Annotated in this window: 11 protein-coding genes; 7 read left to right on the top strand and 4 right to left on the bottom strand. The window is 52.6% G+C overall.

The genetic code is table 11. From position 1 onward, the window contains the following. The first annotated feature begins 180 nt into the window (after positions 1–180). From ACO2Q8_RS12335 to ACO2Q8_RS12325, 3 genes are all read left to right on the top strand, one after another. A complete protein-coding gene (locus ACO2Q8_RS12335) occupies positions 181–573 on the top strand; it encodes a PadR family transcriptional regulator (RefSeq protein WP_423345116.1) in 393 nt (130 codons plus the stop codon). Between the two features lie 38 nt (positions 574–611). Next, positions 612–3,173, top strand: coding sequence for a PspC domain-containing protein (locus tag ACO2Q8_RS12330; protein WP_423345115.1), 2,562 nt, complete (start codon positions 612–614; stop codon positions 3,171–3,173). Between the two features lie 152 nt (positions 3,174–3,325). After that, positions 3,326–4,081: a head GIN domain-containing protein gene (locus ACO2Q8_RS12325; protein ID WP_423345114.1), complete on the top strand. Its 756-nt coding sequence runs from the start codon at positions 3,326–3,328 to the stop codon at positions 4,079–4,081. Between the two features lie 94 nt (positions 4,082–4,175). Here the strand turns inward: ACO2Q8_RS12325 and ACO2Q8_RS12320 are convergent, their stop codons facing one another. The 3 genes from ACO2Q8_RS12320 to kdsA all read right to left on the bottom strand — a co-directional run bounded on the left by ACO2Q8_RS12320 (position 4,176) and on the right by kdsA (position 7,133). After that, positions 4,176–5,210: a phytanoyl-CoA dioxygenase family protein gene (locus ACO2Q8_RS12320; protein ID WP_423345113.1), complete on the bottom strand. Its 1,035-nt coding sequence runs from the start codon at positions 5,208–5,210 to the stop codon at positions 4,176–4,178. 218 nt (positions 5,211–5,428) lie between these two features. Continuing rightward, positions 5,429–6,259 carry a 5-dehydro-4-deoxy-D-glucuronate isomerase gene (kduI, locus tag ACO2Q8_RS12315; RefSeq protein WP_423345112.1) on the bottom strand — a complete coding sequence of 277 codons (831 nt, stop codon included), beginning with the start codon at positions 6,257–6,259 and terminating at the stop codon, positions 5,429–5,431. A gap of 58 nt (positions 6,260–6,317) precedes the next feature. After that, on the bottom strand, positions 6,318–7,133 hold the full coding sequence (gene kdsA, locus ACO2Q8_RS12310) for a 3-deoxy-8-phosphooctulonate synthase (RefSeq protein WP_423345277.1): 816 nt from the start codon (positions 7,131–7,133) through the stop codon (positions 6,318–6,320). 394 nt (positions 7,134–7,527) lie between these two features. On the opposite strand from kdsA, the gene ACO2Q8_RS12305 reads away from it, so the two are divergent. The 4 genes from ACO2Q8_RS12305 (at position 7,528) to ACO2Q8_RS12290 (ending at position 11,798) form a co-directional block, all read left to right on the top strand. Further along, positions 7,528–7,764, top strand: a complete 237-nt coding sequence (locus tag ACO2Q8_RS12305) for an acyl carrier protein (protein WP_038121612.1) — start codon at positions 7,528–7,530, stop codon at positions 7,762–7,764. 25 nt (positions 7,765–7,789) lie between these two features. Beyond that, entirely contained in the window at positions 7,790–9,043 is a 1,254-nt protein-coding gene (fabF, locus tag ACO2Q8_RS12300; protein WP_423345111.1) for a beta-ketoacyl-ACP synthase II, read from the top strand. A gap of 32 nt (positions 9,044–9,075) precedes the next feature. Continuing rightward, a complete protein-coding gene (gene rnc, locus ACO2Q8_RS12295; RefSeq protein WP_423345110.1) occupies positions 9,076–9,834 on the top strand; it encodes a ribonuclease III in 759 nt (252 codons plus the stop codon). Between the two features lie 440 nt (positions 9,835–10,274). Beyond that, on the top strand, positions 10,275–11,798 hold the full coding sequence (locus ACO2Q8_RS12290) for a Do family serine endopeptidase (RefSeq protein ID WP_423345109.1): 1,524 nt from the start codon (positions 10,275–10,277) through the stop codon (positions 11,796–11,798). Positions 11,799–11,929: 131 nt separating this feature from the next. Here ACO2Q8_RS12290 and gmd read toward each other — a convergent pair whose 3' ends face one another. Beyond that, positions 11,930–13,042: a GDP-mannose 4,6-dehydratase gene (gene gmd / locus ACO2Q8_RS12285; RefSeq protein ID WP_423345108.1), complete on the bottom strand. Its 1,113-nt coding sequence runs from the start codon at positions 13,040–13,042 to the stop codon at positions 11,930–11,932. Positions 13,043–13,066: the final 24 nt, after the last annotated feature.

The following is a 13,066-nucleotide window of genomic DNA, read 5'->3' as shown; positions in this document are numbered from 1 at the left end:
TAATTTAGTAAAGTACCTTGCATTGCATAGTACCTTTGTGTACCTTTGAACTATCAAAACTGGAAAAGTCAGGAGCTGGTTGGGCACTTTAATACGTAAACAACAACTGATGAACTCTGAACACCACCCTAAAACCGGCCAGCTCCCCTTTCATCAACTTTTTTAACGTCATGCCGTACTATGAATATTGAAAACGCACAGGTGCAAATGCGGAAGGGTATCCTGGAATTCTGCATTCTGCACATCATTTCGAGGGGCGAAGTATACGCTTCCGACATGCTGGAGGAGCTGACATCCGCCCGGATCATGGTGGTGGAAGGAACGCTCTACCCGCTGCTCACCCGGCTCAAGAATGCCGGTTTGCTCGATTATAAATGGGTCGAATCGACTTCCGGCCCCCCGCGCAAGTACTACCTACTGACCGACCTCGGCCAAACGTCCCTGAAAGCGATGAACGACACCTGGCAGGAACTGTCAGACTCGGTCAACTCGATTGTCAGTAAAACAGAAACGCACAAAGGAGCCGCCAACGGAATCACCGCCGAACCGGCCGCCCCAACCCAGGAAAACTGACCTAAACTCCCTCTCGACTCTTTCACACGCTTTTTGCCATGAAGAAGACCATAAGCATAAATATAAGCGGAGTTATTTTCCACATCGAGGAAGATGGCTACGACAAATTAAAAGGGTACCTCACGTCGATTCAGCACTACTTTTCGACCTACGAGGACAGCCAGGAAATTATTACCGACATTGAAAACCGGATTGCCGAGAAACTGCTCAACAAGCTGAAAGCCGCCGAAAAGCAGGCCAATCCGCGCCAGGTGGTTACGCTTGAGGATGTCAACGAACTGATCCAGTCGATGGGCACCGTGGCCGATTTCGAAGCCATCGAGGAAGAAGACATGATTGGGGCCAGCACCACGGCCAGCGGTCGCCCACAACCAGCGTTCGAGCCAACCGGCCCGACCGGCGAAAGCCGTCAATCGGGTTCCGGTAATTACGCCGGAAGCGGCCCGGTGCCTCCACGCCCAAGCGATGCCCCCCCGCGCAAACTGTACCGCGACCTGCGCCGGAAGATTGCCGGTGGCGTCGCTTCGGGGATTGCGAATTATTTCAACATCGACCCGGTTTGGGTACGCTTGATCTTCGTGACGCTCATTCTGGCCCTGCCGCCCTTCGGCGGATCCATTTCCGACCGGGGAGGAGAGTTGTTCGGCGGCCTTTCGGGATTCACGGTGGTGTTGTACATCGCCATGTGGATTGCGTTTCCGGGTTCGATGACGCTGGAAGATGACAAGAGCGTCAAGAAGTTTTACCGCAATCCGGACAACAAGGTGCTGGGTGGCGTCGCATCCGGCATTGGGGCTTACTTCGGCATCGACTCCGGCGTGGTTCGGCTGCTGTTTGTGCTGGCCATCTTCCTGTTCGGGACCGGTTTTCTGGCCTACATCATTCTCTGGATCATCTCTCCGCAGGCCAATACGTTAACCGAAAAGATGGAAATGCAGGGGGAGCCCATTACGCTCTCGAACATCGAGAGCAATATCAAGCGCAGCCTTGATATCAGTGAAACCGCCGAAGAAAGTACGGTCGCCAAAATCCTGCTGTTTCCGTTTCGCCTGATTGCGACGGTTTTTAACGGGCTGGCCAGCGCCCTTGGCCCTGTAGCCCGCGGCTTCGTGTCGATTATTCGGGTGCTGGCCGGGGTGTTTCTGGTCGTGGTTGGCTTTGCGGTCATGATTGGGGCCCTGGGCGCACTTGGAACGGTTTTCGGCCTCCAGGGACTCCAGTTTGGCGACAGCGAGATTCCTTACCTGATTCAACGGGAAATTACGCCCCCGATGGTGCTATCGGCTTTTGTCACGGCCTTTCTGCCTGGGTTGGGGCTGGCCATTCTGGGTTTGATGGTCATCACGCAGCGGGCGCTGGTGACAACGGCCATTGCGCTGACGCTGCTGTCGATCTGGTTTATCGGGTTGATCGGGCTGGCAACGACGATTCCTCCGCTGGTCAATGAATTCAGCAAACGAAGTGTGGTGGAAGAAACCGAGGTGCTGCCCCTTCCGGCGGCTATCCCGACCCTGGATCTCAACGATGTTGATGAGAGCAATGACGATTTTCACACGTCTATCGAACTGGAAGGCATCGACGGCACCGCCTGGAAACTGACGAAGCGACTCGAAGCAAAAGGGCCGACCCGCCAGCAGGCGCAGCAGAATGCCCGGATGATTGTTTACAACTGGTTCGTCAAAGACTCGCTGGTCCGTTTCGACGACAGCTACGAACTAAAACCGGGATCACGGTTCCGGGATCAGGATGTTGACCTGACCGTCTACATCCCGTACGAGCGCCCGTTCCGGATGACCGAAGCGTTTGCCCGGCACATCCGCAACGAGTTTGGCAACCAGGAACTGGAACGGATGAAAAGCAGCCTTTGGAAATTCAGCAAAACTGACGGTCTGGTTTCGCTCAACTACCCCCGGGAACTGAACGAAGAAAGTTACCGCGATGATTTTGACACCAATGATGCCATTGACGAAACCCTGCGGACGGAATTGGGCGACGATTTCTTTAACCGGGGCGACTATACCCGCCAGTTCGAGGTCAGTAATTTCACCAAAATAGACATCGGGGGCGCCTTTGCGGTGCGGGTCAAGCAGGGAACGGCCTTTAAGGTGGTGGCCGACGGTCGCGAAGAAGACATTGACGATCTGCGGGTTCGGGTCGAGAACGGCGAATTGCACGTTGATTTCCGGAACGAAGGCGTTTTCAAATGGCGCAACCGCCGTCGGATCGGCCTCACCGTTACGATGCCGGACCTTGATGCCCTGCAATTCTCGGGCGCGACGCAATCGATCGTGACGGGTTTTGACAACATGGATAAGCTGGATGTTGCGTTGACCGGGGCCTGCAAAACCCTGCTCGATGTAAAAACCGACCAGCTTGATCTGGATCTGGAAGGGGCATCAAAAGCCACACTGCGGGGCCGCGCCAGCCGGGTTAGCGCCGAATTGACCGGAGCCTGCAAGCTCGACGCCACCGAGATGAATGTCAGCCGGGCGGATGTCGAAGCGGTTGGTGCCAGCAATGCTGAATTTGGGATCGTGGAAGACCTACGGTCCAAAACCAGCGGAGCCAGCAGCGTCAACGGCCAGACCCGCCAGCCCTAAGTACCCACGGACTTTAGTCCGTGTTTTTTGCTTTCTACTCAAAAAAGTTAGCTATAAAAACACGGACTAAAGTCCGTGGGTACGGGGACGGGATGCAACGTTTGGGTGCCTGACAGCATCTTTGGTTCACACTCTTCTAATCACGTTCTTATATGAAACGGTCATTGACCCTGCGTCTAGTCACGCCCCTTGTATTGGCAACAGCCGTTTTGTCGGTTGCCGCCATCAGCCCTTCCGGAAATCAGTTGGTGGAAATCATGAACACCCTGGCGTTTCAGGATGAAACCCGCACCTTCAACGTCAGCAATTTTGACCGATTGGATCTGGGTAGTGCGTTTACCATTCATGTGAACCGGGGCAGTAGCTACAAGGTCACCGCAGCCGGGCGGTCGTCGGATCTGGAAGACCTGGAAGCTAAGGTGGTGGGCGGCAAATTGCAGATTCGCTACAAGGATAAAATGGGCTGGAACCGCAACCGGCAACGGGTCACTGTCAACATTACCATGCCCGACCTGAAAGAAATTGATTTTGGGGGAGCCTCGCGGTCGGACGTAACCGGTTTTCGGGATCTGAAGGAACTGGGCATATCCATTTCCGGTGCATCGACCTCTACGATTGAAGTCGACGCGGAGCGGGTTCGGATTAACCTGTCGGGAGCCTCGAATGTGACGCTGACCGGCCAGGCAAAACGGTTGGAGGGGGATATCTCAGGAGCCACTACGCTGAAAGCGTACGACCTGAAAGTCGCCAATGCGTCGGTGGATGTATCGGGGGCCAGCAGTGCCCGGGTGCATGTTACGGACCGGCTTGAAGCGGAAGCCAGCGGAGCCAGCAGCCTGACCTACCGGGGATCGGCCTCAATCCGGTCGAACACCTCCGGTGCCAGTTCCGTGCGGAGTGTCGACTAACCTAATGACGTTATAATTGAGATTGGTAGAACGAAAAGCGCCCTCCGGTTTGGAGGGCGCTTTTTTTAGACGATCGGGTCGTGTGCCCGGTTTTTCACTCAACCTTCTCACCGCGTTTAAATGAGTTTTCGTACGCGGTCAGTTTTGGATCGGCAAAAACCGCTGCCCCATTGAACTCATGCCGCACGGGTTCGTTGACCAGGTCGTGGCGGTGCCGGAAATACCCCAGCGCCGACGAATAGTGGCACACGTATGATTTGCGGGTCAGGTTCTCGTTCCGGATTGGCTCGCCCCCGTGTACCAGTGCCGCGTGCCAGATCAGCACATCGCCTTTATTGATTAATAGTGTCTTTTTCTCGAAGCCCAAACGCTCGCATTCCGCGTTCAGGTAATGTCCAAAATCAGTCGGGTTTTTGGTGGATTCATTTGTGAAGAAGATGCCATTACCCCAGTTAAATTTCTTAATCTTATGCGACCCAACGTAGTAATGGAGTTCGCCGGAACCCGGTTTGATGTCTTCCAGCGCGATCCAGGCCGCAGCCAGGTGACTCGGCACCTGCGGCACAACGTACGGAAAATCCTGATGCGTCTCCTGTTGTGAACCGTACAAAAACGTCAGACTCTGCATAGCCACCACCTTTTCATTGAAAATGGCTTCCAAAAAAGAGACGATTGCCTTGTGAAGCATGACTTTTTTACCGGCTACCGAGGCATTATGGAAATCCATAATCTTGATATACTGCCCTTCGATGATTTCACGCGGCACATCCCGGATTTTCATCACCGGATGTTTTACATACTCAGGCCGGTCGATGCGGATGCTGATATCATACTCCTTATGTCTATCGATCAGTTCCTGCACATCGGCCAGATAAGCGTCGAGCAGTTCGTCCGAAATAACTTTTTCAAGAATTACATACCCATGTTCTTCCCAGAAATGGAGTTTTTCAGCCAGATCATAGGGTAGCTGAGCCGCTTTCGGAAACTGTTTGACAAATCCGTTAATGTCCGGGTTTGGCCGGTCGATCCAGGGTAAATTCTCGTCAGGAAAATCTTTTAATACAGGAGCAGGAAATAATTTATGGTAGGCTTCCCGGGCTTTAGCAACACTTCTCTTAACGATTGACATAATTCGGCTAACTGAATTTGACTTCCTACAAAGGTAACTTTATCAGATTTAAATGAAAGCCTTCCCCATCAAGGCCACCTGTTTACCCTCCCGCGCTTCCACTCATTATACAACTGATAATCAGAATGTTAATTCGCAAGAGCAATGTATTTGTCGATGGATAAATTTCCCATATAGCTCGTCTTGTTTCAAATTCTTCTCCAAAGCCAGCCAGTACATTACCGTATTTCGTTCAGGATCACAAAATCCATATCCGTAAAGGTGTAATTCTCACCGGCCATCGCCCAGATGAACGAATAACTGGACGTACCTGCACCCGCGTGAATTGACCAGGGGGGCGAGAGAATAGCCTGATCGGTGTCAACCAGCACATGCCGCGTTTCCTGCGGAGGCCCCATCAGGTGAAAAACCCGCTGATTTTCGGGAATATCGAAATAAATGTAGGCTTCCATCCGCCGGTCATGGACATGGGGCGGCATGGTATTCCAGATGCTTCCGGGCTTGAGCGTCGTCAGCCCCATGACCAACTGGCAACTTTTCAAACCGTCGGCATGAATGTATTTGTAAATAGTCCGCTGGTTGGCGGTTTCTGGAGCTCCCATATCCGTGGGCGAGGCTTCGGCCGAGGTCAGCCGGGCGGTCGGACAAACCCGGTGGGCCGGTGTCGACAGCAGGGCAAATTTAGCGGGCTGCTCCGCCCGGTTGCTGGCAAACACCACCTCCCGACTGCCTAATCCCACGTACAAGCAATCTTTCTTAGCCAGACTAAAAACCTGACCATCAACCGTAACGGTGCCTTCGCCACCAACATTGATAATTCCCAGTTCGCGCCGTTGCAGGAAAAAATCAGCTTTCAGTTCCTCATCCGTAGGCAGGGATTGGGGTTTTGTCAGCGGCATAATGCCGCCCACGATCATCCGGTCGTAATGCGAATACACCAGCTCGAACGCATCAGCCCGGAACAGGTTCTCGATCAGAAACTCCCGGCGAATCCGTTCGGTATCGTACTGTTTAAAATCGGTTGGATTGGTCGTGTAACGGGTTTGCATACAAACGAAGGCTGGTTCTCCACAAGAGGAACGGTTCCTGAATTTCTACTGACGGTTCTTATAAAATCGCCTTCCGGATTTGTAGTAGCTTTTTCAATAGTTCTTCGAGTTGATCCAGCGGAAGCATATTGGCCCCGTCAGACTTCGCTTCCGAGGGCCGGGGGTGCGTTTCGATGAATAAGCCATCTGCCCCGACCGCAATGGCGGCTTTGGCGATGGTGGCAATCAGGGCCGGTTTGCCCCCCGTCACGCCCGATGCCTGGTTGGGTTGCTGCAGTGAGTGCGTGCAGTCCATCACCACCGGAACACCGTGAGCCTGCATGGCCGGGAGGTTCCGGTAATCGACCACCAGGTCGCCGTAGCCGAATGAGTTGCCCCGGTCGGTCAGGAAAACGGGCGCTTCGGGATTGACCGACTGCACCTTTTCGACGGCAAACGCCATCGAATCCCCCGACATAAACTGCCCTTTTTTGATATTGACCACTTTCCCGGTTTGCGCAGCGGCTGTGAGCATATCGGTCTGGCGGCACAGAAAAGCCGGAATTTGCAGCACATCTACGTACTCGGCCGCCATGGCAGCCTCGTGGGCTTCGTGAAAGTCAGTCAGCGTCGGGACCATGAAACGTTCTCCGATTTCCCGCAGAATTTCCAGAGCGGGCAGGTCGCCGATCCCGGTGAAGGAATTGAGTTTGGTCCGGTTTGCTTTTCGGTACGATCCTTTAAAAATGAACGGTATTTCCAGCCGGTTCGTCACGTCCACCAGCTTTTCGGCAATTTCCAGCGCACCTTCACGGCTTTCAATGGCGCAGGGGCCCGCAATCAGGAAAAAATTGCGGGATTCGGTCTGTTTCAGCTTTGGAATATTCACAGGAATCGAAATTTTCGTGCAAAGCTACACAATTGCTGCTTCCGACCGTCTTCCTCTTCATCGGCGGATTGGTGGTTGCTCCGTCGGCTACCGCATTATCGGGCCCAAAACCGTCTTTTCCCCAACAACTCTCTGCCCCACTTTCGTGCACTCAAAAGCTTTTCAACAACCATTTTACGAATCACTGCCGACAAGATTTAGGACTTTTCAGACTGAACCGGTTTGTACTTCAACTAGCGGTTTTAGAATGCAATTATATTTTGTAAGAAGCTGTTAATCTGTCTTTTTACAAAAAAAACCAAGCCTTTTTTAACGATTTTCGATAGAAAAAATTATTTGACAATACTGTTTTAAATCTCTTTCTTTGCACAGTTTTTTAGAACCCCAAACGCATACAGAAATGTCAGAAATTGCAGACAAAGTAAAAGCAATCATTGTTGAAAAACTGGGTGTTGAGGAATCGGAGGTAACGCCGGAGGCCAGCTTCACCAACGATCTGGGCGCGGATTCGCTCGACACCGTCGAACTGATTATGGAATTTGAAAAAGAATTTAACATCTCTATTCCGGACGATCAGGCGGAGAATATCGGTACGGTAGGCCAGGCCATCACGTACCTGGAAGAGAATGTGAAATAAGCGTTTCGTTTTTTGAGTTCACTTTATGTCTTTTAAACGAGTAGTAATCACCGGCCTGGGCGCTCTTACGCCGATTGGTAATACAGTACAAGAGTTCTGGAACGGCTTATCTGCCGGTGTAAGTGGCGCCGGTCCGATTACTAAATTTAATGCCGAAAAATTTCGGACTAAATTTGCCTGCGAAGTTAAAAACCTGGACATCAACCAGTTTATTCCTCGTCAGGATGCTCGTAAAATGGACCCCTTCGCTCAATATGCCTTAATCGTGGCCGACGAAGCGGTAAAAGATGCCGGGCTTGATCTCGGAAAGCTGGATTTAAACAAAGCCGGAGTAATCTGGGGGTCCGGCATAGGAGGGCTCAAAACCTTCGAAGACGAAGTCAAAAACTACGCTACCGGCGATGGCTCACCCCGCTACAATCCCTTCTTTATCCCAAAAATGATTGCCGACAGCGCATCGGGCATGCTCTCCATTCGCTACGGGTTTCAGGGTGTCAATTACGTCACGGTTTCGGCCTGCGCTTCGGCCACCAACGCCATGATCGACGCCTTCAATTTCATTCGGTTGGGTCGCCTGAACATTGCGATTTCCGGCGGTTCGGAAGCCGCCGTCACCGAAGCCGGGGTAGGCGGTTTTAATGCCCTTCGCGCCCTCTCGGAACGGAATGACTCGCCCGAAACGGCCTCACGCCCTTTTGATAAAGATCGCGACGGTTTTGTCCTGGGTGAAGGCGCCGGGGCACTCATTCTGGAAGAATACGAACACGCCAAAGCCCGGGGTGCTAAGATTTATGCCGAACTCATCGGGGGCGGTATGTCGTCCGACGCTTACCACATTACGGCCCCCCACCCCGAAGGACTCGGGGCGCTCAATGTCATGAAAGACGCGCTCAATGATGCCCAGATCGGTCCGGAAGATGTCGATTACATCAACGTGCACGGAACTTCGACCCCGCTGGGCGATGTGAGTGAAGCGACCGCCATCGAGAAAGTTTTTGGTGAGCATGCCTACAAGCTGAACATCAGTTCGACGAAATCCATGACGGGGCATTTGCTGGGAGCCGCCGGAGCGATCGAAGCCATTGCGTGTCTGATGGCCATGCAACACGGCATTGTTCCTCCCACCATCAACCACTTTACGGACGACGAACAGTTTAACCCCAAGCTGAATTTTACCTTCAACGAAGCGCAGAAACGTCCGATTGCTATCGCTTTGAGTAACACATTCGGTTTTGGCGGTCACAATTTTTCTGTTATATTTCGCAAAATTGAGTCGTAATCAGCCGCGTGACAGCCGCTTTAGCTAATACTGTGTTTGGACCCATTCGTAGTCTTTTTCGGCTAGGATTAGGAAATGCTGAGCGTAAAAAATTTAAGCGTTCCGTCGAACACATCATTGGCGAAGCCCCCTCCAACCTGGGTTTGTACCAACTGGCTTTTCGGCACACGTCCGCGTCGAAAGAAACCGGCATCAAAGGTTTCAAAGAATCCAATGAACGGCTTGAGTACCTGGGCGATGCGGTGCTGGGCATGGTCATTGCCGAGTTTCTTTTCAAGAAATTTCCCTACAAAGACGAAGGCTTCCTGACCGAAATCCGCTCCCGAATCGTCAACCGCGAAACGCTCAACGGAATTGCCCGCAAAATTGGGCTCGAAAACCTGATCGAATACGATGGCAGCCGCAGCCGGGGCATAGTGCCCTCCCGCACGTCGATGTACGGTGACGCCCTCGAAGCACTGGTCGGGGCGATTTACCTCGACAAAGGATTCCGGTTTACCCGGCAGTTTATCCTTAAGGAATTGCTGGGTCATTACGACCTCGAAGCGCTCATCAGCAACAATGCCAACTACAAAAGCCGCCTGATTGAGTGGGCGCAGCGGGAAGGCAAGAAAGTGGAGTTCACGATTATTTCCGAGCGCGGGAACAACCACTTCCGGGAGTTTATTTCGCAGGTTACGGTCAACGACGAACCGTTTGCGCAGGGCAGCGGCTACAGCAAGAAAAAAGCCGAGCAGTCGGCCGCCGAGAAAGCCTGCGAGCAACTGCAAATGAAACCCGTCTCCAATTGATCATTTTTGGCGGGCTTTTCTCTGCGCCTGTAGAATCTTCGACTCTTCTCTGACCAACTCACCACCGAAGGAAACCTTGCCGGTTTGTCAGTCTGCCAAAGTATCTACGGTCGTTCGGGCCAATAGCTGCCAAAATGGCCATCATCCCCGCAGATTGGATGATTCTACCTCCGCCAGAATGGCATAAACTCCCACGAACAACAAGCTGGTACAGAAGTTGTCACTTGAACCGTGAGTTTGTTCTTAAAGGATTGAATAAAGCTCCGGAAAGCTGCCCGGTCTTCCAAAGAGCACTTCCTTTTTTTTGATAGCCCGGCCTGTCAACATTCGTTGTTAAATTTTGTTAATTGCAGTAAGAAATCGAATTTTCGGGAAAGTGGATTTCGTTATCTTGGTGAACTGAAGCAAAAGCAGTAAACGACCCATTTTAGAATCAAGTCATGAAAAACAACTGGAAATCTTTAGCCATCATCGCTCTCTTATCGAGCTTTGTCACGCTGGCCGCTTATAACTTCTTGGGCTTTAACAAGCAGGATGTTATTTTCAATGAAGCGACTCCGGCAAACGCCCCCATCGGCCGTCTGGCGGCTCTGACGGGCCCACAATCGGCTCCGGGTGATTTCGCCTATGCCGCTGAAGCTGCTACCCCGGCCGTCGTCCATATCAAAACCACCATGACGCGCACGGTTCGCCAACAACAGATTCCGGATATTTTCCGCGATTTCTTCGGCGATGAATTCGGCCGGGGTGGTGCTCCGCAACGGCAACGCGGTCAGGCATCCGGTTCTGGTGTCATCATCAGCCAGGACGGGTACATTGTAACCAATAACCACGTCGTTCAGGGCGCGGATGAAGTAGAAGTTATTCTGACCGACAAACGCAGCTTCAAAGCGAAAGTTGTCGGTACGGACCCGCTGACGGATCTGGCCGTCATTCAGGTCAATGCCAAAAACCTGCCTTCGATCACACTGGGTGATTCAGATGCTCTGAAACTGGGCGAATGGGTACTGGCCGTCGGCTATCCGCTGGATCTGGAATCAACCGTAACCGCCGGTATTGTGAGTGCCAAAAGCCGCCGGATTGGTATTCTGGACCAGAATATCAACCGGAACGAAGAGAAACCGGATTCGCCGGTCGAAGCCTTCATACAAACCGATGCGGCTATTAACCCCGGAAACTCCGGCGGTGCGCTGGTCAACCTGCGCGGTGAACTGGTCGGGATCAACTCGGCCATCGCTTCGGCAACAGGATACTATAGTGGGTACGGTTTTGCCGTACCGGTTTCGCTGGTCAAAAAAGTATCGGCCGACCTGGTGAAATACGGGAATGTACAACGCGGTTACCTGGGAATTATCCCGGTCGAACTAAACAGCCTGCGGGCACAGGAACTGGGCTCGAAAGTAGGTCGCGGGATCTACATCAACGAGGTGGTTGAAGGCGGAGCTTCTGCCGCTGCCGGTCTGAAAAAAGGCGATGTCATCGTGAAGATGGAAGGCCAGAACGTTGACTCCGACGCGCAGATGCGCGAAATCATCGGCCGTCGTCGTCCGGGTGATGTGATTGCCATGACCGTCAACCGCAACGGTGATCTGCGTGATTTCCGGGTCGAGTTGCGCAACCGCAACGGGGGCCGCGATATCATCAAGAAAAGCGAAACGATCTCGGCTTCGAATTCATCCGCCAGCCTGAGCTCGCTGGGCGCTGACTTCGAAGAACTGACGGCAACGGATGCCAAACGGCTGGGCGTTGATGGCGGTGTTCGGGTGAAACGGATCCGGGAGGGCAAAATGTCCGAAACCGATATTGAAGAAGGTTTCATCATTGTCAAAGCCAACGGAAAAGTAGTTCGCACCATGAAAGATCTGCAAACCGCCCTGAACAGCACGAAAGAAGGCGAAGGGCTGATGCTGATCGGGATGTACCCGAACAGCTCCCGGATGTACTACTACGCTGTACCGGTTTAAGACTGAATCATAAACTAAAAAACCGCCCGGTTCTTCGGAACCGGGCGGTTTTTTAGTTACCCCTAAATCCCCTGAAGGGGACTTAATCTGTCCAGATCAAAAGTCCCCTTCAGGGGATTTAGGGGTAAATCTTACTCGAAATAATTCATAACGCGGTGCCCGCTCTTCTCCAGCAATTGATCCCGCTGAAATAATTCGACATCGGCCGCGACCATTTCTTTCACCAGAGCGGCCAGGTCATACTTGGGTTTCCAGCCCAGTTTCGTCATCGCTTTGGTCGGGTCGCCCAACAAAAGATCGACCTCCGTCGGTCGGAAATACCGCTCATCGATACAAACTACCTCTTTCCCGACTTGCAGGGGAAAAGCCGGGTTGGCCGATTTTGCTACAATACCCACTTCGTTCACGCCTTCGCCCCGGAATTCCAGCTCAACACCGACTTCGCCAAAGGCCATCCGGATAAAATCCCGAATATGCGTTGTCTGACCGGTGGCAATGACAAAATCCTCAGCGGTTTCCTGTTGCAGCATGAGCCACATGGCTTCGACGTAATCCTTGGCATGGCCCCAATCGCGCTGTGCGTCAAGGTTGCCCATGTAGACTTTTTCCTGCAACCCGAGCGCAATTCGGGCCACGGCGCGCGTGATCTTGCGGGTCACGAAGGTCTCCCCGCGCAGGGGCGACTCGTGGTTGAACAGAATGCCGTTGCAGGCATACATGTTATACGCTTCCCGGTAATTGACCGTGATCCAGTACCCGTACAATTTAGCCACGGCATACGGTGAACGGGGATAAAACGGCGTCAATTCCGATTGGGCATGGCCCTGCACCCCGCCGTAAAGTTCGGAGGTAGAAGCCTGGTAAATCCGGGTTTTATGCGTCAGACCCAGCAGACGAACAGCTTCCAGGACCCGCAACGTACCGATCCCGTCGACCTGAGCCGTGTATTCGGGTTCTTCAAAACTGACCCGGACGTGCGACATGGCCCCCAGGTTATAGATTTCATCGGGCTGTATTTCCTGAATAATCCGGATTACATTCGTTGAATCGGACAGATCACCGTAATGCAACCGAAACCGCACGTGCTTCTCGTGCGGATCTTCGTAAATATGATCGATGCGTTGCGTATTGAAAAGCGAACTCCGGCGTTTAATCCCGTGGACTTCGTAGCCTTTCGCCAGCAGGAGTTCGGCCAGGTAAGAGCCATCCTGGCCCGTAATGCCGGTAATCAGTGCTTTTTTCATAGATTTTTGACAAAAATAGGCATG

Source organism: Larkinella sp. VNQ87 (assembly GCF_049445795.1).
In the GTDB taxonomy this organism is placed as follows: Bacteria; Bacteroidota; Bacteroidia; order Cytophagales; family Spirosomataceae; genus Larkinella.
Note: the sequence above shows the minus strand (reverse complement) of the source record. Positions and strands in the feature narration are given on the sequence as shown.

Excerpts from the sequence above, each read along its gene's own strand:
- ACO2Q8_RS12325 (WP_423345114.1), top strand. The coding sequence starts at position 3,326 with ATGAAACGGTCATTGACCCTGCGTCTAGTCACGCCCCTTGTATTGGCA.
- ACO2Q8_RS12320 (WP_423345113.1), bottom strand. The coding sequence starts at position 5,210 with ATGTCAATCGTTAAGAGAAGTGTTGCTAAAGCCCGGGAAGCCTACCAT.
- ACO2Q8_RS12330 (WP_423345115.1), top strand. The coding sequence starts at position 612 with ATGAAGAAGACCATAAGCATAAATATAAGCGGAGTTATTTTCCACATC.
- fabF (WP_423345111.1), top strand. The coding sequence starts at position 7,790 with ATGTCTTTTAAACGAGTAGTAATCACCGGCCTGGGCGCTCTTACGCCG.
- kduI (WP_423345112.1), bottom strand. The coding sequence starts at position 6,259 with ATGCAAACCCGTTACACGACCAATCCAACCGATTTTAAACAGTACGAT.
- gmd (WP_423345108.1), bottom strand. The coding sequence starts at position 13,042 with ATGAAAAAAGCACTGATTACCGGCATTACGGGCCAGGATGGCTCTTAC.
- ACO2Q8_RS12290 (WP_423345109.1), top strand. The coding sequence starts at position 10,275 with ATGAAAAACAACTGGAAATCTTTAGCCATCATCGCTCTCTTATCGAGC.
- ACO2Q8_RS12335 (WP_423345116.1), top strand. The coding sequence starts at position 181 with ATGAATATTGAAAACGCACAGGTGCAAATGCGGAAGGGTATCCTGGAA.
- ACO2Q8_RS12305 (WP_038121612.1), top strand. The coding sequence starts at position 7,528 with ATGTCAGAAATTGCAGACAAAGTAAAAGCAATCATTGTTGAAAAACTG.